Source organism: Streptomyces sp. NPDC037301 (assembly GCF_055602785.1).
The window spans coordinates 312501-332525 of record NZ_JBVJWD010000006.1; the positions used below are offsets into that span (position 1 = coordinate 312501).

Consider the following 20025-nt stretch of genomic DNA (forward strand, 5'->3'; position numbering starts at 1 on the left):
GAAAGCAACGATGACCGACCTGATCACCGGCGGCCCCCGGCACGCCCGCCGCACCACAGCACTGCTGCGCGGCATCTACCTGCCACGCAGCATGGACGCCGGCGGCTCCGCCATGACCACGTACGGCATCCCGCTCCTGGTACTCGCCACCACCAACTCCGCGGCGCTGACCGGCCTTGCTTTCGCGCTGGAGTGGATCCCGCGGCTGGCCGCGTTCGCAGTCGCCGGCGCCATGGTCGACCGCTACGGCGCCACCCGGGTGTTCCGTCTCGCCTCGGCAGCGCGGGCCACCGCGGTCCTGGCCGCAGCCCTCGCCCTGACCCAGCTCAGCAACGGCGGGCCGAGCACCACGATCACCGTCATGGTGCTCGCCGCCGGCACGGGCGTGCTCACGGAGTTCTCCTACATTGCCGCCGAGACAGCGGGCGGCATGGCCAGCCGGGAGGCCGGCGACCGCGCGCATCGCGTGCAGTCGGTCCTGCTCGGCATCGACCAGGTCGCGACTCTGGCCGGCCCCGCTCTCGCCGGACTGCTGCTGGAGTGGGCCGGAGCGACCGCGATGCTCATCGTGATCGCCGCCTTCTCACTGCTCGCCGCCGCTCTCACCTTCCGCCACCACGACATGGGACACACCGACGCCTCCGAGCCCGTCCTCCAAGGTTTGCGCACCGGCTGGTCGACCTTGCGGTCACTGCCCGCCCTCGGCTGGTTGGTGACGGGGCTGGCCGTGTCCAATCTGGCCACCGGTCTGCTGCAGGCCGCGGCTCCGGTGATCGTGGTGCAGCAAATGGGGCGCTCCACCGCCGACGTGGGCCTGATCTGGTCGGTCGCCGCCGTCGCCTCGCTCGTGGCGGTCGCCGTGTGCCGGTGGGCCATCGACCGCTTCGGCCTGTGGCCCGTCGGAGCTTTCTGCGCCACGATCGCCGCCTCGGCATGCCTGGCCGTCTCACTCACCCACACGTACCACGCCTACCTCGTGCTGATCGCCGTCCTCATGGCTGCCGAGGGCGGCATGACGGTGGTCCTGCGCACCCTGCGCTCCCACCTGGTCCCCGCCCCGGTGTTCGGCAGCACCCTCGCACTGACCGTCCTCCTCCTGCTGGCCCCGTTCCCCGTCGCCGGCGTCCTGGTCGCCGCCGCGCCGCCCGCCCTGCTTGGCCACGTGATCACTGCCTGCGCCGTCCTGCAGGCCCTTGGTCTGGGCCTCACCTTCACCCGCCTGCGCACTCTCCCCGCCCTGCGTACCCGTTCCGCCTGACCTCCACGCGGTTTCGGCCGCCTGCCTCCCGGAGATCCACTTGACCCCCACGACCCGCCTCTCACCGTCCCAGACCGCCCGGCCCGCGTCCCGGCCTTCAGCGCGTGCGGGTGCCCGGCCCACGATCACCGACCGGTTCCACGCATTCGACTCTGCCAACCCGTACGTCTACCGCGCCCTGGAGCAGCTGACCGCGGAACGGCTGGCAGCCGGGGACCCCCGCCTCGGTCTCAAGCAGCTGGTCGAGGCTCTGCGCTGGCGGCTGCCGAAGGGGATGCGGGGCCTGGACAACAACTTCACGGCGCTGTACGCCCGCAAGCTGCTCGCCGACCACCCCCAGTGGGCCTCTGCGTTCGAGCTTCGCCGCCGCCGCGCCGCCTGACCCCGGTATTCACCGCTGCTGACACCCCTCGTATCCGTCTTTCCTGGAGTTCTCCTTGCCTTCTCGCACCGTTCTTGTCGTTTCCCCGGGGGACGAGGTCTACCGCCGGTACTGCCTGGAGCAGGTGGCCGCGGCCTACAAGGTGGTGATCGTCACCGATTCCCATCCCACCTGGCAGACCCCGCTCATCGCCGACTGGGAAGTCACCGACCTCACCGACCCGGACGCCGTGGTCGCCGCCGGCCGTGAACTCGCCGCCCGTCACGACGTGTCCGGCGTGCTCACGTGGGACGAGTACCAGCTCGTGCCCACGGCCCGGCTCTCCGAACGCCTCGGTCTGCCCGGCTCCCGCCCGGAGGCGATGCGGGCATGCCGCGACAAGGGACGCACCCGCACCGCGCTGGCCGAGCACCGTGTCGGCTCCGCCACCTCGATCCGCACCACATCCCTGCTGGAAGCCGTCCTCGCCGCGGAATCCATCGGCTACCCGATCGTCCTCAAGCCCGCCTCCAACGCAGCCAGCCTCGGCGTCATCCGCATCGACAACGGCGAGGACCTGGCGGCCGGTTACGCCTTCGCCGCCGCCAGCGCCGGGGGAGTCGGCAGCGAGTCCGACGACGTGCTCGTCGAGGAATACCTGGACGGACCCGAGGTCTCGGTGGAATGTGTCACTCACCGCGGCGTCACCGCAGCTGTCGCCGTCACCCGCAAGACGGTCGGCTTCGCCCCGTTCTTCGAAGAGATCGCCCACTCGGTCGACGCACGCGACCCGCTGCTCGTCGAAGTGGCACCCGTGGCCACCGCCGCCGTAGCCGCACTCGGTATCACCACCGGCATCCAGCACGTGGAAATGCGCCTGACCGACCGCGGCCCGCGCATCATCGAGGTCAACGCCCGGATCGGAGGCGATCTCATCGGCCGCCTCGTCTCGCTCGCCACCGGCCTCGACCTCGCCCGCATCGCAGCAGACCTGGCCTGCGGCACCGCCCCCAACCTCGCTCCCACCCGGCACCAGGCAGCCGCCATCCGCATCCTGTACCCGGACGCCACAGGCACCCTCACCCACCGCTCGATCGACGCCCGGTTCGCCCACACCGCCGACTGGCTCGAAGAAGTCCGATGGCTCCGCGAACCCGGCGACCGGGCCGTCCTCCCGCCCGACGGCGACCTCGACACCGCCCGCATCGGCCACATCCTCGTCACCGCCCCCACGGCAGAAGACGTACAGGAGCGCCTGCGCCTGGCCACCGACCATGTGACGGTCACTGTCGACACGCGCATGGCCCCCCAGACCTACGGCACCCCGAATGCGTGACGCTCTGTCCAGCCAGCCCGCGCACGCAAGAAAGTGATGCATCATCCACTCTGAAAACGGCCTTGACGAAGACGTCTACGTCTCCCCGCGGTACCTTGCCGGACTGCCCGGGACCGGCGACCTCAGTTTCGAACCCGTTGCCGACTGGCCGCACTACAGTCTCGACGACGGGCCGTGCCAGCTCCTCGTCACGTCACCGGACCACCGCATCAAGATCGCGTGGTTCGGAGACGACTACGACGTGTGGAGGATCAGCGCCAGCGAGAACCCCGTCTCCGAACTCCGCTGGTCGGCCCGCGTCAACCAGAACACACCGCCCGAATTTGTCCACGGCCTCACAAGCGCCCTGGCCGCCGAGTGGAGCGAGAGCAGCGACACCTTCCTCGCGCCCCCGTCCTACCGCTGGACCGACGCGGTGCAGCCCTTCATCGACGCCGGCTGGGAACGCAAGCCGCTCTCTCGCGGCATCATGGAGATCATCTCCCCGGACCAGCTGGCGGGAGTGAGCATCGACGTCGTCAACACTGACCCCCATGCCGACGTATACGTCCTGTGGGCCTGTCCGCCGGGATGGGGAACCCGAGCCGAGGCGAGCTTCACCGCCCGCACTCCGAGGCACCTGATCGCCGCGATGGCAGCTGCCATCGTCGACCCCCGCCCCGTCATCCGCACCAAGGTGCTGCTGAACCCGCGTCTGGCGCAGCTTGCGCAGCTCGCTCCTGTGCCCCCGCCGCGGCCCGCGCCCCCGACCCCGCGAGACGTCCAGCGCCAGACTGCCCGTCGCCCGGCCGCAGTCGGCACCTCAAGCGTTCCGCGGTGGAGCACGAGCACCCTTCCACCGGTCGGTGCCGGCGGCAGTCTCCCGCCGCGGCGACGCTGATGTCGCTGCCGCGCTGGCTGCCCGGGTGCCATCGGGCCTCCCCGTCGAGCGGAGCCCGTGCTCCCGCGACGACCGGCCGCGAACCCGTCCAAGGCGCCCCACAAGCCAACTGGTTCGTTGACAGTGACGTACTGGCTCAGGTGCACGAGTCCACCCTTGCGGTGCTGGTGACCATGCGGCCGATGCGTTCGGCATACCGCCGGCTATCGCCACGCTCGCCGAGGCAGCGGCAGCAGACCGGATCGTCCGGAGCGCCGGCCACCCTGCCCGCGACCTCTTCGCCCCCTCCACTGCCGCGTCACTGACCCGAATCAGCAGCCTCGGCATCAAGGACCAGCAGCGCCTGGTGAAGGACGCGATCCGGCGCTGCACACCTACCCACCGCAGGGTTGACCTGCGGTCACCCTCTGCCAGCCCGGTGCCGGGCGTGAAACCGCCGCAGCACGGCCCCAGCCGCCGCTGCTGAACAGGCACCGCCCTGCCACCGACACACCAACTCCCCTATCCCACATTCGATTCAGGATCTCCATGCGCCTTTGTACTCGCTCGGTCGCTGTCCTCGTAGCCGCCGGCATATCCGGCACTCTGGCCTGGTCACCGGCCCAGGCCACCCCCTCGCCTTCCACTGTCCTGGGCCCCGGCTACACGATCCCCGACTCCGACGGAAACGCCGGCACCTCCCACATCGGCGCCTACGGACCTCCCGGCCCCAGCGTGTGGGGCCCCAATGAGACCTACTGTGGCGACCCGGAACGGAAGGGCCCCGCAGACGCGGGCCGCTACAGCGCACCGGCCGCCGTCACGTCCTGGACCTCGTCGGTGACCGGCAAGCCCGTACCCGCGGCGAACCTCGCGTACGCCTCGTACGTGATCGGCCGGTACGGGCAGACGCGGAACAACGCGCAGGCCGCCGCAGTGGATGCCGCCGTCTACGAATGGCTGGCCGGCGGTGCGTACGGCATCAACGGCCCCCGCGGGCGGGAACGCCTGGCCTACCCGGTGGTCTCACCCACCGCACGTACCCTCGCGCTGCGTTACATCGACGAGGCACAGCACCTCGCGGGCCCGTACGCGTTGCACATCACTCCGTCGGTGACCCAGACGCACGCGGGACAGAAGGTCTCCGTATCGGTGAAGCTCACCTCCACCCTCACCGGCGAGGCCATTCCCGGCGTCACGGTGACCCTGGCCGAGTCCGGTTCCGGCACTGCGGAGGGCACAGTCACCACGGACAAGAACGGCTCCGGCCACTGGGCGTTCACGGCCGGGAGCGCCGGGAGCGCCGGGAGCGCCGGGAAGGCCAAGGTCATGGCCACGGCAACCGGCCTGCCCGGGGCGCAGCTTAAGGTCCTCAGCCCCCAGAACCCGGCCGCGCAGCGCATGCTGCTGGCCGGCGACACGACCACCGCCGAGGACACGGCCACCGTGGACGTCGAAGCCGCCCCTGGCGGGGTGGAGATCCACAAGAAGGACCCCGAAGGCAGCGTCCTGCCCGGCGCCGTGTTCCAGCTCCTCGACAAGACCGGCAAGATCATCGCCGAGGGAACGACCGGCACCGGAGGCGTACTCGTCTTCGAAGGCATCGCCCCGGGCACGTACCGGCTGCGCGAGACCTCCACCGGCGACACCGTCCACGAGCTGGTGCCGGACCGCGACATCACCATCGCCGAGGGACGCACCGCCCACGCCAACCCCGTCACGGTCATCGACCCGTTCAAGACGGCCGAGCTGCTGGTCCGCAAGACGGACAAGGACAGCGGCAAGCCCCTGGCCGGAGCGGAAATCAACATCAGAGCCGACATCGTCGACCCGTCCGGCAAGCACCACCCGGGCAAGCAAGTGCTCTCCCTGACGACCGGAAAGGACGGCACCGCTACGGCCAAGCTGGACGTCGCGCTCAAGGCAGGCACCCGCTACTGGGCCACCGAGGCCAACGCCCCAGCCGGCTACCAACTCGACGCCGAACCGGTCACGTTCACCGCGAAGCCCGGTACCACCGTCACCGTGACGCTGGCCGACACCGCGACCCCGCCGACCACGCCCCCGACGACTCCGCCCACCACCCCGCCGCTCTCGCCTCCCGCCGACACGCCACCTTCCGGCAGCCTCGCCCACACCGGCTCCGAGGCCACGGCGTGGTTGCTCAGCTCTGCCGGCTTGCTTCTCATTGCAGGAGGGGCCACCACCTACTGGGTTGCGCGTCGTCGGCGCCTGGGCTCGGAACCCGCGTCCGGCTGACGCGCCCGCGCAGCCACTTCGCCGCCCGCTTCGCGCAGACATCCACAGGAACCTCTCATCGAATCTGACCTCTTCACAGACATTGACGGCGACGTCTATGTCTCCCCCCGCTACCTCGCCAGCACCACCGGAATCGGTGACCCCGCCCTCACCCCGCTTCTCGACCTCGGCTGGGACCTCCAGCACGACGACCTAGAAGTTACGTGGAATCACTTGCGAGGCTGGCGGTCTCGTACAGGGACCCACAGACTGAAGGGATCAGCGGTACCAGATGGTCGAGCTGAAGGAGAAGTGGCCGATACTCGGTCGGCACGAGCAGGCAGCGGCCTGGCTGCAAGTGTGGCAGGACTTGGGACGGGCGCCGAGGGCGATCGATGCCTACGCCCGGGGGCTCGCGGAGTACCTGGAGTTGTGCGAGCAGGAGAGCGTGGACCCGGTACAGGCCACGCGGGCCCATGTTGCCCGGCACGTAAGAGAGTTGGGCTCGCGGCCGAGCCGTAGAGGCGCCAATGTCGTGGCACTGGACTCCGGTGCCGGGTTGTCGAACGCGACGCTCCAGCAGCGTTTGGTGTCGGTGCGGTTGTTCTACGACTTCCTCGTCGAGGAGGGGCTGCGCCAGGACAATCCCGTCGGCCGGGGACGCTATACCCCTGGGGGTCGTGGTGGCGGGCAGCAGCGTGGATTGGTGCGCAGGCTGGTGAAGCTTCCCTGGATTCCCAGCGAGGAGCAGTGGCGGGCCGTTCTGGCGATCGCCGCCACCGAGCCGGTGCGTACCCGGCTCATGCTGGCCCTGGCCTACGATGCGGCCCTGCGCCGGGAGGAGTTGTGCTCGCTGCGTACCGACGACCTGGACCCGGGGCGGCGGCTGGTGCGGGTGCGGGCGGAGACGACCAAGAGCCGCCGGGAGCGGGTCGTGCCCTACTCTGCGGCGACCGGGGTCCTGCTGTCGCAGTACCTGGTGCATCGGGCCACGGTCAGCCGGGCGCGCGGTGGGCTTTTCCTGTCGGAGTCGCGGCGCAATTTCGCCCAGCCGCTGAGCCTGTGGACGTGGTCGAAGGTGGTGCGCCGGATCGCCGTGGAGGCCGGGGTGGAACGCTTCTCCACGCACACCACGCGACACCTGTGCCTGACCGACCTGGCACGGATGGGCTGGGAGGTGCACTCGATCGCCACCTTCGCCGGACACCAGCACACCGACTCCACCATGCGCTACATCCACCTCTCGGGCCGGGACCTGGCCGAGAAGCTCGCGCGCGGGATGGAGCACATCCATGCCCAACGGGTCGCGCTCCTGAGCGCCGACGCCGAGGGTACTGGATGGCCGCGGTGACCACCCTTGCCCTGGCCGCAGGGAAGACGGCACCCGACTGGGCCTGGCCGCTGGAGGACGACGCCTGGGACCATGATCCGCGACTGAGCGCTGACGAGCGCGCGGTGCTGATGCAGGCGGGACCACGGCTGTTGCACTCCTCTCGGCTGACCCGGGCGGAACGCGGAGCGCTGGCCCGGTTGCTCGGGCCGCTGGAGCAGGTGCGGTCCCGCCTGTGGATCCCGGACAAGGCAGGACACCACCGGTGGGTCGACTATCAGGTGGTCGGGATGCTGCTGTGGCGAACCACCGAGGCCGGTTCGGCGTGGTGGAGCTGGGACCAAAGCGCGTGGACCCGTGTGATCGGGTCCGACGCGCACGAGTGGAGCCGCCAGTGGCCGGCGCCAGCGTCGCAGGCATGCCGCCCCCGGCTGCTGGCCTACGCCTACCTTCTGGGAGCGCCCGTGGACGAGGTCCTGTTCCTCGGCTTCGAACGGCTGCGCCTGGCCCGCACGGTCTTCGGCCCCGAGATCGTGGATCGGGAGGTCGACACCGTCTACGGCCTGCTGCGCGGCTGGGGCTACCGCTTGGACACGGCGAGCAACCGCTCGGTGCGTACCTTGATCGCGCACGCGATGCTCCTCAACCGCAGCCCACTGCTGGCGGACATGGACGCGGCGTTGCTGGAGCGCCTGCGTCAGGCGGTGCGTTCCACCGGGAGGGCCTCCGGTGACCTGCACTCGCTGCAACGGGCGTTGGCCGCGCTGGGGCGGTGTGAGCCGCCCGTCGCGCGCAATGAGTCACTGTTGGGACAGCTGCGGGCCCAGCGGTGGACGGATGTGCCGGCGCCATGGGCCGAGATGGTCTGCCGGTGGTTCGACACCTCCACACTCAGTCGCAATGTCCGTCTGGCCTACCGCCAGGACCTGGCCCGTATCGGCCGGTGGTTGGCGGCGGAGCACCCGCAGATCACCGAGCCCGCCCAGTGGACTCGGGTGACCTGCGCGGCCTGGGTAGCGATGGTGGACCGAATGCGGATCGGCAACTATGTCGAACGCACCGCCACCCGCGGCGTGTTCGGAGATCCGATGTCCCCCTCTACCAAGGACAGTGCGCTCACCGCCAGCCGCGCGTTCTTCCGCGACCTTCAGGAGTGGGAGTGGATCCCGCGCCGGTTCGATCCCGGGCGCGCTCTGGAGACGCCCCGTAGCATCCGCGCGCTGCTCGGTCCCAACCCTCGCGTCATCGCCGACGACGTGTGGGCCAAGCTACTGTGGGCTGGCATCAACCTCACCTCCGAGGACCTGCCCGCTGCCAGCAGCGGCCCGCGCTATCCCCTTGAGCTCTCCCGCGCCGTGGCGCTGACCTGGCTGTTCAGCGGCCAACGCAGCGACGAGATCCGCCGCCTTCGCACCGGCTGCGTCCGCTGGCAGTACGACGGCGCGGCCGTCAGCCCGGACGCCGCGGACGTCCTCGCTCGCGACGCCGTCTGCCTGCTGGACGTGCCGACTCACAAAACCGGCACGAGTTTCACCAAGCCCGTCGACCCGTTGCTCGGACAGGCCATCGAGGTCTGGCAGGCCGTCCGCCCCGAGCAACCGGTGATGCTGGACGCCAAGACCGGCGAGCGCGTGGAGTTCCTCTTCGCCCACCGCGCTAAACGCGTCTCCAAGGACTACATCAACCGCACAATCATCCCTGCGCTGTGCACGAAGGCCGGGGTCCCCGCCAACGACGTCCGCGGCAAAATCACCAGCCACCGGGCCCGGAGCACCATCGCCAGCCAGCTCTACAACGCCAAGGAACCGATGACCCTGTTCGAGCTGCAGGCATGGCTCGGACACCGATCGCCCAGCTCGACCCAGTTTTACGCCAAGATCTCCCCCAAGACGCTGGCCAAGGCATACAGCGAAGCCGGCTACTTCGCCCGGAACGTGCGCACCATCGAGGTCCTCGTCGACCGGGACGCCGTCGCTTCCGGGGCGGCGGCCACCGGCGAGCCCTGGCAGTACTACGACCTGGGCCACGGCTGGCGCACATACTCCTTCTTCGAGCAGTGCCAGCACCGGATGGCCTGCGCCCGCTGCGACTTCTACACTCCCAAGGGCTCCAGCAAGGCCCAACTCCTTGAGGCCAAGGAGAACTTGCAGCACATGCTCGCCTCCATCCCCCTGACCGAAGACGAGCGCGCCGCGGTCGACGACGGCCAAACCGCCATCGACGCGCTCCTCGACCGGCTCACCGACATCCCCACACCCACAGGCCCCACACCACGAGAGCTCGGCCTCCCCGCCACCGTCACCATGCTGCCCATAGTGGAGGTCCGCCAAGGCAAACAGGAATGAGCGACTCTGTCTGGGATCTTGAAGACTGTGGGACATCCCGTGGGTTCGCACCTGATCGCTGCCCCTCATGGGCACATCGTCGTTCCTGGTCACGTCAGGCAACAGGCACCCGCTAGGCGGAGCTGATCATGATGGGTCTTCTGGAATCCCGAAGACCCATCATGATCAGCCGTCGGAGGGGAAGGGCAAGGTCCGTGAACCGTCTGGCCAGAACGCCTATGGACAAGCTGAAGTGACTTGGCTGGTCGGGTGTCGGCGTTGAGGGGTGGGAGGCATGATGTACGGGAACCCAACGCTGGCGGCGGTACGGACAAAGCCGCCCTGGAGGAACGAGCCGGAGGCTTCCCGTGTCCGACCCGGTGACGGCCCTTGCGATGACCGGTGCGACGACCCTTGTTGCGTCGATGGCCACCAGCGCCTGGCAGACGGCCAGAACCAGCGCCGTCGCGTTGTTCCGGCGGCGGGGTGATTCTGAGCGGGACGTCGAGGTGCAGTTGGGGCGCAGCCTGGCTCGCGTGGAGAGGGCGGAAGCGACGGACGCCGCCCGCGAGGCGGAGGTCTCCCGATGGCGGGACGACCTCGTCGACCTGCTGCGCGACCGTCCTGACACCGAGAGCGGCCTCAGGGCTCTCGTCGAAGAGGTCCAGCCACTGCTTCCGGCGGTCCGGCACCAGTGGGTGCAGCACGTCGTCGCGCGTGACGGCGGCTCTGCGTACGGTGCGCTCGGCCCCGGCAGCTCCGTCAACGTCCATTACCACTCGGGGGATGCGAGTCCGCCTCCCGCACCGCCACAAGGACCGGCGGCGGGCCACAGCCGATGAAACCCTCGCCCCCGGAATCCGGGCAGCCGAGGGAAGCCGCGGACACGCGGCAGGCGGTGCGCGCGGATAACGGGTTCGCCTACGGAGCGATCGATGCGGACATCCATGTCTTCGGCGATGGTGTTCCGCTGTACCTGCTGGAGAACTGGCATCCGCCGGAACCGGTGGACCCACAGTTCCTGCGGGAACTGCCCAGCCGTATGCTCAACGCCCGCTTCGCCGTTGTCGGCTTCACGGGGCGCGAGGCGGAACTCGCCGACCTGCTCCGGTGGCGCGAGACAGGGCCGCGACTGGCCGTGCGGTGGCTGCACGCTCCCGGAGGCCAGGGCAAGACCCGCCTGGCGGCCGAGTTCGCGCGGGACTCACTCGACCGCGGTTGGAAGGTCGTCACGGCCACCCATGGTCCGGGCACCGTGCATCCGCCCCCCGGCAGCCAGGATCTGAGCCTCGACGGCGTGTCCGGTCTGCTGCTGCTCGTGGACTACGCCGACCGCTGGCCGCTGACACATCTGACCTGGCTGTTGAGCAACGCCATGCTCCATCGGTCGACGGTACGCACACGTGTGCTAATGCTGGCCCGCAGTGCCGATCTGTGGCCTGCCGTACGGGGCGCGCTTGCCAACTATCAGGCGGGCGCATCCGCCCAGACCCTGCCCCCTCTGCCGGACGGCGATGGCGAGTCGGGCCGACGCGCCGAGATGTTCACCGCGGCCCGCGACAGCTTCGCCGCCCGGTACGCCCTCCCGGCTTCCGGTATCCGCTTACCGGGCTTTCTGGACCAGCCGGAGTTCGGGCTGACCCTGGCGGTGCACATGGCCGCCCTGGTCGCCGTCGACGTCCGTGCCACCGGCCGCCGCCCGCCCAGCGACGCCGCGGGAATGACGGTCTACCTCCTGGACCGCGAACACCTGCACTGGCAGCGGCTGTACGGGGACGCTACCCATGAACTCGATCCCGCCGGGCGGACGTACCGTACTTCCCCCGAAGTGATGAACCGGACGGTGTTCGCCGCCACCCTCACCGGCCCGCTGGACCGGCCCGCCGGCACCGCGGTGCTCCAGGAGACACCGCTCCGGCCGGCGTCCCAGGACCTCACCGCCGAGCAGATCCTCGCCGATCACACCGTCTGCTATCCCCCGGCTTACCCTTGCGCGCAGACGGTGTTCGAACCGCTCTACCCCGACCGCCTCGCGGAGGACTTCCTCGCGCTGACCTTCCCCGGTCATCGAGCCGACTATCCGGCGCAAGGGTGGGCTGGACCGGTCGCCACCGTGCTGCTGAGCCGCGAAGGGAGCGCCACTTTCGCTACGTGGCTGCCCCGCGCGGTCACCTTCCTCGCCACCGCGGCGGAGCGCTGGCCGCACCTCGGCCCCGGGTATCTGTATCCCCTGCTGGAGGAGGAACCGGGACTCGCCGTCGCCGCCGGTAGCGCTGCCCTCACGGCACTTGCCGCTCTCGATGACATCAGGCCCGAACTGCTGGAAGCCGTCGAAGACCACTTCCCCAGGCGTCGGCACGTCGACCTCGACACGGGAATCGCCGCGGTCGCCAGGCGCCTTGCGTCACACCGTCTCGCACGATCCCAGGACGCGGCGAGCCGGGCGGACGTCCTCAGCGATCTCGGCCTGCGCCTGTCCAACGCGGGGTGGCGAAAGGAAGCCCTGTCCGCGGCGCAAGAAGCGGCCGCCTTGTTTCGGCGCCTCGCCGAGACCAGTGGCCACCCCACCTCCGATCCCGGCTACGTCTCCACGCCCGCCCTTCATGCGGCGAGACTGGCGGGCGGACTGCGTAACCTCGGCAAGTGCTTCTCGCAGCTCGGGCGGCGCGAGGAGGCACTGACCGCGACCCAGGAGGCCGTGGAGCTGTACCGGCGTCTGGTGCCGGTGGACCCCGACGTGATTGAACCGGCCCTGGCCGATGCCCTGATCAACCTTAACGCGCACCTGGCGTGGTCCGGACGGCCTGAGGAGGGACTGACCGCGGCCGAGGAGGCCGTCGCGGTGCACCGACGCCTGGTCGACGGTGACCCCGAAGCGGACTGCGAGGGTCTGGCCGGCGCGCTGCGCAACGTCGCTGCCGGGCTGGCCGACGTCGCCCGGCACGAAGAGGCCCTGACCGCCACCCAGGAGGCGGTAGCCCTGTGGCGCCGCCTGGCGTCCGTCAACGCTCCGGGCCACGAACCGGATCTCGCGGCATCGCTGCACAACCTCGCGATCGGCCTGCAGGACACCGGGCGACCAGCGGAAGCCCTCACGGCGTCGCAGGAGGCCGTGGCGCTGCAACGCCGGCTGGCCGAAGCCAACCCGGCGGCTCACCGCCGGGACCTGCCTGCGGCGCTTGTCACCCTCGGCGAGACTCTGGTGTTGACGGGCCGCAGCCATGAGGCGGTGTCCGTGGCGGAGGAAACCGTGGCCCTCGCGCGGCGGCTCGCCGAGGAAGAACCCGGCGCCCTTACCGGGGCCCTCGCCAACTCGCTGGGCTTCATGAGCCGGGCGTTTTCCGTGGTGGGTCGTTTCCAGGAGGCCGTGACAGCGGCCGAGGAGGCCGTGGCGGTGCGCCGGCGCATGGCCGACGAGCGTCCCGACGCCAATGCCGTGCCACTCGCCGACGTACTGGCCGAGTTCGCCGAGCGGCTGCGGATGGTGCATCGTCACCGGGAGGCGGTACGAGCAGCCGAGGAGGCCGTGGCCGTCCGACGGCGTCTGGCCAGCGGCAATCCGCCGGCTCACGCCGAGAGGCTCGCCGCGGCACTGGTCGCCCTCAGCCGCAGTCTGCTCGGTACGGGGGACCGGCCGCGGGACGCCGCGGACGCGGCCGAGGAGGCGGTCGCGTTGCGGCGGCGCTTGCCGTCCACCGATCCGGTGTTCGCTCAGGGGCTTGCCACCGCGCTGCTAGCTTCCGCGGAGGCGCTCACGGCCACCGGAGACCCGCGGGAGGCCGTCGCTCGGGCCGAGGAGGCGGTCGGCATCCTGCGCCGACTGGCCGCGTCCGATCCGGTCGTCCACGCCACCACCCTGGCGGCAGGGCTGCGCGGGCTGGCGACCTGTGCGTCCGAGGCGCATGAGCCGGAGAAGGCACTCGGCGCTGCTGAGGAAGCCGTCGCCCTGTACCGGCGGCACGCCTCGGCGGCACCGGGCGCTCACGAACTGGACCTGGCGGAGGCGCTGGGCGAGCTGAGCACCGCCTGTCTGAACGTCGGGTCACGAGACCAGGCACTGGTATCGGCCGCGGAAGCCGTCGCCCTGCTGCGGCACCTCGCCGAGTCGGAGCCGGCCGTGGTCGCCGCCGATCTCGCCGTAGCGCTGAGCGGTAAATTGGGCGTCGTGCTGACCGCGATGGGCCGGGACCAGGAAGCCCTAGCGGCGACCGAGGAAGGCATCGCGATCCTTCGGCGGCTGTCGGAGGCTGATGAGCAGGCGCACCAGCCGGCTCTCGCCGTCGCCCTGTACAACCTCGGCCTCGACTTGTCGGCGGCGGGACGGTCGCAGGAGTCCCTGGCTGCGTCCGAGGAGAGCGTGGTGCTTCTCGCGCAACTGGTCGAGATCAACCCGGTCGTCCATGAACCCCACCTGGCGGCCGCGCTGAACAACCTCGGCAACAGGCTGTCGGAGCAAAGCCGGACCCAGGACGCTCTGTCCGCGACGGGAGGGGCGGTACTGCTCTACCGCAAGTTGGCCGGGAGCGGCACGCCGGACCACCGGCAGCGCCTCGCCGTCTCCCTGCACACCTTCGGCCTGCGCCTTTCCGACGCCGGGCAGCCGGAGAAGTCCCTGATCGCGTCCCTGGAGAGCCTGGTGCTGCTCAGGCAACTGGCTGCGGACGACCCAGCAGGGAACGAACCCTACCTGGCCGAGGCACTGATGAGCCTCGCCGGGGTGCTGTCGGCCCTTGAACAGCATGAGGCATCGCTGCCCCTGACGCAGGAATCGGTGCTGATCTACCGCCGCCTGGCCCAGCAGGATCCCGGCGCCCACCTCGCGTCTCTCGCCATCGCGCTCAACAACCTCGGCGCCGACCTCCTTGATGCGGGAAGAGCACAGGACGCCGTCACGGAGACGCAACTGGCCACGCAGATCCTGCGCCGACTGACGGACGACGACCCGGCCAGTTTCGGTCCCATACTCACCGCCACACTTCACGGCTTGGCCACGCGGTTGTGGGCAGCGGGAAGGCCCGCGGACGCGCTGACCGCGACCGTCGAGGCGAGCGCCCTGAGGCGGCGGCTGGTGGCAGGCAACCCGGCCGGTGAGGCGGCACTCGCCGACGACTTGCAATCTCTCGCCACGCAACTGGCCGAGCTGCAACGCCGCGACGAAGCCTCGGCTGTCGCTGAGGAGGCCGCGGACCTCCTGGAGAAGCTGGCCCGCTCCGATCCTGCCACCTACCAACCGGAGCTCGCGGCAGCGTTGCACCTCATCGGCGACTGCCGCCGAAGAGTGGGCGAAGGGAACGCGGCCCGTGGTGCCTTCCGGCAGGCGGTGGCGGTCCGCCGGCGCCTCGCCCGGTCAGATCCGGCGGAGTACGAGCCCGTGCTGGCCTTTTCTCTGCACGACGTGGGGGCGATATCGGCCGTCCTCGGGGATCTGGACGAGTCCCGGGCCGACTTGGAGGAGGCCGTGGTGATCCGCCGACGGCTCGCCGGATTCCATCCGGCACGCCACGAGCCGGATCTCGCCTATTCGTTGGCCGTCTTGGGAAGCGTTCTGGGCGCGCTGGAGCTGTTCGACGAAGCCCTCGCTGTCGCTGACGAGGCGGTGGCCATTCGCGGGCGGTTCGCTGAGGGTGACCCGGCGTATTTCGAGGACGCCCTTGCTCGGCTTTTGTCGATTCTCGGGTTCAATCTGGCCAGGGCCCGTCCGGGGCAGCGTGCGCGTGCTCTGGCGATCACCGAGGAGGCGGTGTCCGCATACCGGCGCCTGGCGGAGCGGCACCCTTCGGCCTATCTGCCCGACCTGGCCCAGACGCTGCACGACCTCGGCAACCGCCTCTGGCAGATGGGGCACCCCGCGCCGGCCGCAGCGGCGACAAAGGAAGCGGTCGCCATCTGGCGCGGCCTGACCGGCTCGGGGCAGGCGTCCGAGCAACAACTCGCCACGGCGCTGAGCGACCTCGCGACCTTCCACGCGGGGATGAAGAAGGGGGGGAGTGCCGGGAGGTGACGGGGAGCTGGGATACACCGGGCCGTTTCCAGTGGCTGTCAAGATCCCCGTCAGAGTCCCTCAATGAATCTTGACAAACCTGATTCCACATAATCGGCAATGTGTACGTGACAGCCCCCGACCGGCGCGTGCACCTTGGCTATCTACCCGAGGGCGAGGATGACGGGCTCTGGCGCATCAACGCCTACAAGGACCCGTTCGGCCCGCCGACGTGGGGTGTCTGCTTCAACGACAGCGTGCCCGAGGAGGTCGTGGCCGCCTTCACCACCGCCCTCGCCACGGCGTACGAGCAGGGGCCGGACGCCTACCTCGCCAGACCGGTCTACGGCACCGACGAGCACGACCCCTTCCTGGCCGTCGTCCCTCTCCTCAAGCAGGGATGGGAGATCGACCGCCCCCGCTGGGGTGTCTTCGAGGTCCAGGCCCCGGACGGGCTCGCCGGCATGGAGTGCACCACCGGAGACCTCGACCCGGAAACCGAGCTGACCACGCGCGACGCCCGCTGGCAGCTCTGGGCCGGCAAGTCCATCGACCGACCCGCCTGGTACGCGACGGCCAGCACCGACACCCCCGTCGCCCTGCTCACAGCCGTCACTCAATGCGTCTCCGACCCGGCACCACTGCCCCGGTGGCGACAGGACACCCTCAGCTACCTCAAGGACATGGCCCGGCTCACCCCCATCCTCCCGTCCCAACTGCCGGCCCCCACCCCGCTCGACGTGCAACGGGCCGCCACATCCCGCCGCCCGACTGCGCTCCCCGCTTCCAGCGTCCCGCGCTGGAGCACCACCAGCCGCCCTGCCCTGTCCGGCCCCCGCCGATAGCCCCAGCTCGCCCCCGACCGGAGACCCTTCTTGTCCCTGCAAGCCCCCGAGTTCTTTGCCGAGCTGTGCCTCCCCTTCCACGACAGCACCGTCGTAGGCACCACCTACTACGCGGCCCCCGTCCCGGGCTCACCACTACGACTGCGGATCGACTTCACCGGAACCAAGCACGCAGACACGTACGGCGGCCTGCGCCTGGCGGTCGTCCACGCGGACAAGGGCGAGATCGACTCGGCGACACTCAGCTTCCTGGATCACGGCACCTTCCACCGCCGCGACGAAGCCACCAACACCCACCCGCACACCAAGCAGTACGGCACCTTCGACAAGTACCACCGCCCCGGCCAGCCTCCATGGGAGGGAGCCGTCACCACCGGTCTGCGCGACGCCATCCAGCGCTACAGCGCCGTCTGGTTCCCCGGAGCCTGGGCCGCGACCGCGCCGAGCCGTGCAGCGGGCCCCACCGCTCACAAGGCCCCCTTGCCAGCCGCCCCGAGCAGCGGTCGCGCCCGCTGAGTCTCCGTCCCTACCTCCGTCTCGCAGGTCTTGCGCGGCCCGTTCAAGCAGGAGCCCCCGCTATGCCCCCCGACCCCTTCAACGGCCTTGACCCCGACCAGACCGTGAAAGTTCTCCCTCGCCGCCTTGCCGGCCCCGGCGCGCTGGACCTCCACACGGTGTGGCCCTTCCCCTTCGATGACGGCTGGCACCTCCATCCGGCAGACGCAGGGATGGTGTTCGCCAGCAGCCCCTGCGCGCGACTGTGGACCCGCTTCGCTCCCGAACCCGAAAAACGGGGCAAAGGGACGTGGACCATCGGCGCAAGCCGCGCCCCGTTCGGCGAGCTGACCTGGCAGATCGTCTTCGACGCCACCACCCCCACAGAACTACTGCACGACGTCCACGCTGAGCTGCTCAATCTCTACAGCGACCAGGACCGGCTGTTTGACGGTGCGACGGAGCCATACGAGGGGTACGCGCTGCCGCTCGACCGCGGGTGGAGCCACAACGTCAAGACCAACGACACCCAGAGCCTCCTCGCCCCGGACCTGCTTGGAGGCGTACACCAGTACGCCAACAAGGCAACCGGCAGGCCGGAGTGGCGGGTGTGGGGCGGAGACATCTGGGAGCCGGACTGGAGTGCGGAACTCTCGGCCAGCACGCCCACCGCGCTCGTCGCGGCCTTCACCGCCTCACTGGTCTCCACCGAGCCGGTGCAACGTGCAGTCAAAGACCTGCCCGTTCATGTTCGACAACACCTCTATATGGCCACGCCGACAGCCAAGCAGCCCCCCGGCTACTCACCCGCCGCTTCGCCGGCCACCAGGCCAGGCAAGGGCCGGGCCCGATGACCTTCCCACCACCTGATCAAGGAGTTCCACCTCTCGTGCATGCACGCACTGTCCGCGGCGCCGTCCGATCCGCTGCTGTCGCCGCTGCGGTGACTGGCACCCTCACGTGGGCACCCGCCGCGACCGCCCAACCGTCCGAGCCGACACCCTCAGCACCCGTTGCCCCCGCCGAGGAACCGGCCACAGACCCGGCCAGCATCACGATCACCAAGAAGGACACGGCAGGGGACATCCTCCCCGGCGCCGCGTTTCTGCTGCTCAATTCCGCCGGCCAGGAGGTCGGACGAGGGAAGACCGACGCGCAAGGGACGCTGACCTTCCCCGACCTGCCCCCCGGCGTCTACCGGCTCAAGGAGACGGCATCCGGTAGCCCGCTCCACGAGGTTGTCGCAGACCAGGACGTCATCGTCACCCCGGGTGCCATCACGCGGCTGACGATCACCGACCCATTCAAGGCCGCCAAGGTCCTCCTGCAGGCCAAGGACGACAAGACCGGCAAGCTTCTGACCGGCGCGACCGTGAACATCGGCAGCGGCGACAAGACGCTGCTCACCCTCACGACCGGGGCCAAGGGCACGGCCTCCGGCGAGCTGCCGGTGTCGAGTCGGAAGACCGAATTCTGGGTCAAGCAGATCAAGGCCCCCGCGGGATACCACCTCTACAAGCCCGTGAAGACGTTCGCTGCTGGCCCCGGCGCACCGGTCACCGTGACCGTCACCAACGCCGAGACCGCAACTACTCCGAAGCCCGACCCGTCCGGCAAGCCTACGGACAAGCCCACCCCCACCCCCTCTACACCGGAGGACAAGCCGACCCACGACTCCTCCGGCGGCACGTCCCCCTCCTCTACCCGATCCGCCACGCCGAGCACTGACCCCTCGCTTCCCGCGACAGCCGCGACCGAGGAAGCAACGCCGAAGACCCCGGACGGCTCCCTCGCCCACACCGGGGCCGACGCCACGCCCTGGCTCCTCGGCGCCGGCGGACTCCTCGTTGCCGCCGGTAGCAGCGCCCTGATTGCCGCCCGCCGTCGCAGCTGCCGCAAGCCAGCCAACATCGCCCAGGACGGCAGCGGCGAAACCAGCTAGTCCCACGATCACTTCCCGACCAGCAGGCCCCCGGATCTCCGGGGGCCTGCTGCGTATACCGACGACAGAACGGCCAACCACGGGAGCGCACAGGCTGGCCGATGCCCGGGAAGGGGCTGGCACACCCTGCCGCGGCACTATGAGTGAGCTTCTGAGGCAGGGAACTTCTCGATCGCGAGCATGGCTAGGCTGCCGCAGTGACTGATGCCCTCCGACCGCCAGGCGACCCGTCCGAGCTCCATCTGCGCATCAGCTATGCCGACGCGCTGCTCGACACCCCTCATGCGGATGCTCTTGAGCGCTGGGACCGTGGCCGTTCTTCACGGCCACGGCGTGCACGACGACTCCCAGTGCCGCAACGGGCGCAGCGCCCGCCGTCACGCTGGTAGACGAGATCCCGGACTGCGTCCGTGGGGCCGGTACGTCGTCGAGCCAAGATCGGGCCTCCGTCCTGCCCAGCCACCGGGCCGCCGAGGAGCGGGGCCTGTACGGAAGCGGCGGGGCGAGCGACGGGACAATGAGCGGCAGCCCCGCCTTACGTCGCGTTCTCCGTCCCCGCCAACCAGCGGCTCGCTTCAGGGCGTCGAGGAACGCCACGGCATCCGGAACGGTGGCGAACAGCAGGTTGACCTTGCCGTGCTCCCCCTCGCCCAGAACGAACTCCCACTCGGTGTTCGTTGACTCATCGTCGTAGTAGTAGCTGCCCGGCGGGCAATCGCGCAGCGGCCCGTCGGCATTGTCGAGCCAGGGGAAGTCGATCTCGTCGACGGCTCGCACGATCACCCGTTGGGCAGTTGATAGAACTCGACGGCGACCCGGCCTTCGTCGTTGAGGCACACGCGCCCGGCGCCGCGACTGGTCTCCTCAGACTCCATGCGGATGTCGTCACAGCCAACGTGGCGCGGATAGTCGGTGGTGAGCGGGGGGAACGCGGTCTTCATCGCGGCGACGGCCGACTGCTGCGTCCGATCCCAGTGCTCCTCCCAGTCCCCGATGGCCTGGATCACAGCGGGCTGCATATGGTGCTCCGTTCATTCGCCGGGCACCGGCCGCGGGG

14 protein-coding genes and 2 pseudogenes are annotated in these 20025 nt (G+C 70.0%); 14 read left to right on the top strand and 2 right to left on the bottom strand.

What is annotated here, in order from left to right; translation table 11 throughout:
* The first annotated feature begins 10 nt into the window (after nt 1-10).
* From ACZ7IB_RS13715 to ACZ7IB_RS13780, 14 genes and pseudogenes are all read left to right on the top strand, one after another.
* Nucleotides 11-1258 carry an MFS transporter gene (locus ACZ7IB_RS13715; RefSeq protein WP_470912431.1) on the top strand — a complete coding sequence of 416 codons (1248 nt, stop codon included), beginning with the start codon at nt 11-13 and terminating at the stop codon, nt 1256-1258.
* A gap of 40 nt (nt 1259-1298) precedes the next feature.
* Nucleotides 1299-1640, top strand: a complete 342-nt coding sequence (locus ACZ7IB_RS13720) for a hypothetical protein (protein ID WP_470912432.1) — start codon at nt 1299-1301, stop codon at nt 1638-1640.
* Between the two features lie 55 nt (nt 1641-1695).
* Nucleotides 1696-2955 (top strand): ATP-grasp domain-containing protein, encoded by a 1260-nt coding sequence (locus tag ACZ7IB_RS13725; protein WP_470912434.1) that lies wholly within the window; start codon nt 1696-1698, stop codon nt 2953-2955.
* Between the two features lie 241 nt (nt 2956-3196).
* On the top strand, nt 3197-3835 hold the full coding sequence (locus tag ACZ7IB_RS13730) for an SPDY domain-containing protein (protein ID WP_470912437.1): 639 nt from the start codon (nt 3197-3199) through the stop codon (nt 3833-3835).
* A 528-nt stretch (nt 3836-4363) separates the two neighbouring features.
* On the top strand, nt 4364-6073 hold the full coding sequence (locus ACZ7IB_RS13735; protein ID WP_470912439.1) for an MSCRAMM family protein: 1710 nt from the start codon (nt 4364-4366) through the stop codon (nt 6071-6073).
* 57 nt (nt 6074-6130) lie between these two features.
* Nucleotides 6131-6265 (top strand): annotated as a pseudogene (locus ACZ7IB_RS13740) (SPDY domain-containing protein); the annotation flags it as partial.
* Nucleotides 6266-6344: 79 nt separating this feature from the next.
* A complete protein-coding gene (locus ACZ7IB_RS13745) occupies nt 6345-7403 on the top strand; it encodes a tyrosine-type recombinase/integrase (RefSeq protein WP_470912441.1) in 1059 nt (352 codons plus the stop codon).
* Nucleotides 7391-9727 (top strand): tyrosine-type recombinase/integrase, encoded by a 2337-nt coding sequence (locus ACZ7IB_RS13750; RefSeq protein ID WP_470912445.1) that lies wholly within the window; start codon nt 7391-7393, stop codon nt 9725-9727. The genes ACZ7IB_RS13745 and ACZ7IB_RS13750 overlap by 13 nt, the downstream gene beginning before the upstream one ends.
* Before the next feature lie 347 nt (nt 9728-10074).
* Nucleotides 10075-10548, top strand: a complete 474-nt coding sequence (locus ACZ7IB_RS13755) for a hypothetical protein (RefSeq protein WP_470912447.1) — start codon at nt 10075-10077, stop codon at nt 10546-10548.
* A 56-nt stretch (nt 10549-10604) separates the two neighbouring features.
* Nucleotides 10605-15707: a tetratricopeptide repeat protein gene (locus ACZ7IB_RS13760; RefSeq protein ID WP_470912449.1), complete on the top strand. Its 5103-nt coding sequence runs from the start codon at nt 10605-10607 to the stop codon at nt 15705-15707.
* A gap of 92 nt (nt 15708-15799) precedes the next feature.
* A pseudogene (locus ACZ7IB_RS13765) lies at nt 15800-16531 on the top strand (SPDY domain-containing protein); the annotation flags it as partial.
* A gap of 30 nt (nt 16532-16561) precedes the next feature.
* Complete coding sequence (locus tag ACZ7IB_RS13770; protein ID WP_470912451.1) at nt 16562-17047, top strand: hypothetical protein; 486 nt, start codon at nt 16562-16564, stop codon at nt 17045-17047.
* 62 nt (nt 17048-17109) lie between these two features.
* The gene (locus ACZ7IB_RS13775) at nt 17110-17880 is read left to right on the top strand and encodes an SPDY domain-containing protein (RefSeq protein ID WP_470912454.1); all 771 of its coding nucleotides are present in this window, start codon (nt 17110-17112) and stop codon (nt 17878-17880) included.
* Nucleotides 17881-17915: 35 nt separating this feature from the next.
* Nucleotides 17916-18968: an MSCRAMM family protein gene (locus tag ACZ7IB_RS13780; protein WP_470912456.1), complete on the top strand. Its 1053-nt coding sequence runs from the start codon at nt 17916-17918 to the stop codon at nt 18966-18968.
* Nucleotides 18969-19217: 249 nt separating this feature from the next.
* On the opposite strand, the gene ACZ7IB_RS13785 is transcribed toward ACZ7IB_RS13780, so the two are convergent.
* Both ACZ7IB_RS13785 and ACZ7IB_RS13790 read right to left on the bottom strand, forming a co-directional pair.
* Nucleotides 19218-19751 (bottom strand): hypothetical protein, encoded by a 534-nt coding sequence (locus ACZ7IB_RS13785; RefSeq protein ID WP_470912458.1) that lies wholly within the window; start codon nt 19749-19751, stop codon nt 19218-19220.
* Nucleotides 19748-19987: a hypothetical protein gene (locus ACZ7IB_RS13790; protein WP_470912459.1), complete on the bottom strand. Its 240-nt coding sequence runs from the start codon at nt 19985-19987 to the stop codon at nt 19748-19750. The genes ACZ7IB_RS13785 and ACZ7IB_RS13790 overlap by 4 nt, the downstream gene beginning before the upstream one ends.
* Between the last annotated feature and the right edge of the window lie 38 nt (nt 19988-20025).